At 44.5% G+C, this 645-nt stretch carries 1 protein-coding gene; it reads right to left on the reverse strand.

Annotation, left to right across the window (positions count from 1 at the left end; all coding sequences use genetic code 11):
• A partial coding sequence (locus AB4517_RS18210; protein ID WP_372149098.1) for a hypothetical protein occupies positions 1–645 on the reverse strand: 645 nt, incomplete at both ends.

The following is a 645-nucleotide window of genomic DNA, read 5'->3' on the forward strand; positions in this document are numbered from 1 at the left end:
CAAGGTGCTTAAGTGGTTTAAACAATTCGAATTGATAGCTGTTATCTGAGGTATCGAAAATAATTTCGAACACTGCTTCATTACTCGTTGCTGTTTGAGCAACGTAAGTAAATGTTGTGCCGCTTTGTGAAACAGCTTGCCACTCTAAACTTTCTCCATCAGAGGTTAAGCCAGTCAGAACCAAATCTTCATCAACCAGTTCATACTGCACAACACCATCGGCACCTTCATCAACCGTGAATAACCCATTAATAATGGTGTCTTCAGATTGATCTGAACCAATGCCAGTAAGATCGTCTTCATCGACAACCATGTCACCAGTCGGCGCCGTCATTACTGGCGCATCATCGAGCACCTCGATTGGCAATACATATTGGTTAGAATCATCGCCATCGCCATCAACCGCAACGACATCGAATGGAATCGTTAAGGTATTGGAATTCGGACTTGTAGGATGATTTAGAGGACCTAACAACGTAAAGGTATAGGAGCCATCATTCGCTAGCGCGAGCGTGAAGACAGGAGTCCCGCTTGTCGTCGTACCTTGATAGGTCGTTGTGTTAGTCGCCCCTGTGATTTCTGTAATAGAAATCGCTTCAGTTCCAGAGGTCAATGTCGCTTCAAGAGCTGAGATATTACGCAGTT

The organism is Vibrio sp. 10N.222.52.C3 (genome assembly GCF_041474195.1).
Taxonomy (GTDB): Bacteria; Pseudomonadota; Gammaproteobacteria; order Enterobacterales; family Vibrionaceae; genus Vibrio; species Vibrio crassostreae_C.